Origin of the sequence: Streptomyces sp. NPDC127092, from assembly GCF_042722475.1 — a bacterium.
Classification (GTDB): Bacteria; Actinomycetota; Actinomycetes; order Streptomycetales; family Streptomycetaceae; genus Streptomyces.
Genome location: NZ_JBHXFE010000328.1, coordinates 718 through 1193 on the forward strand (window position 1 = coordinate 718; position 476 = coordinate 1193).

1 protein-coding gene is annotated in these 476 nt (G+C 62.2%); it reads right to left on the reverse strand.

Annotated elements, in window-relative coordinates; all coding sequences use genetic code 11:
* The coding region (locus tag ACFWJO_RS40130) for a hypothetical protein (RefSeq protein WP_386873282.1) at positions 1-254 on the reverse strand (254 nt) is incomplete at its 3' end.
* Between the last annotated feature and the right edge of the window lie 222 nt (positions 255-476).

Below are 476 nucleotides of genomic sequence, written 5' to 3' on the forward strand. Positions count from 1 at the left end.
TGGTCGATCCGCTTCGCGGCGTGTTCGAGCAGCACCTCCCTCGGGGAGCGGTCCCGGACCGAGGGGTTCATCCGCAGCTTCTTCACGATCCGGCTGACCTCCGGTTGCTTGACGGCCAGGTTCTTCGCGATCACCCGCTGCGGCACCTGATTGTCCGTCGCGTGCGCCACCGCACGCAGCAACTTGATCTGCAGCAGTTCCTTCTCCGCCGGAATCGCCCGCAGATCACGCTCCACATCCGCCAACGCCATCACACACCACCTTCAACTGCAGTTATACAAAATTGTATCACCGCTACGACCAACACCGGATCGAAGGTCGCGACGGTGTGAGGTGGAGCTGTCTAACTGAACGTGTTTCTATTCCGTCGCGAGCGCGCTGACCTGCCGAGGTCCGGGACCACGGGTGTGACTCACCCGACCTAGAACGACGTGAAGGACTCCGTCGACGAGGCGGTCGCCGAACTCGCGCAGTCT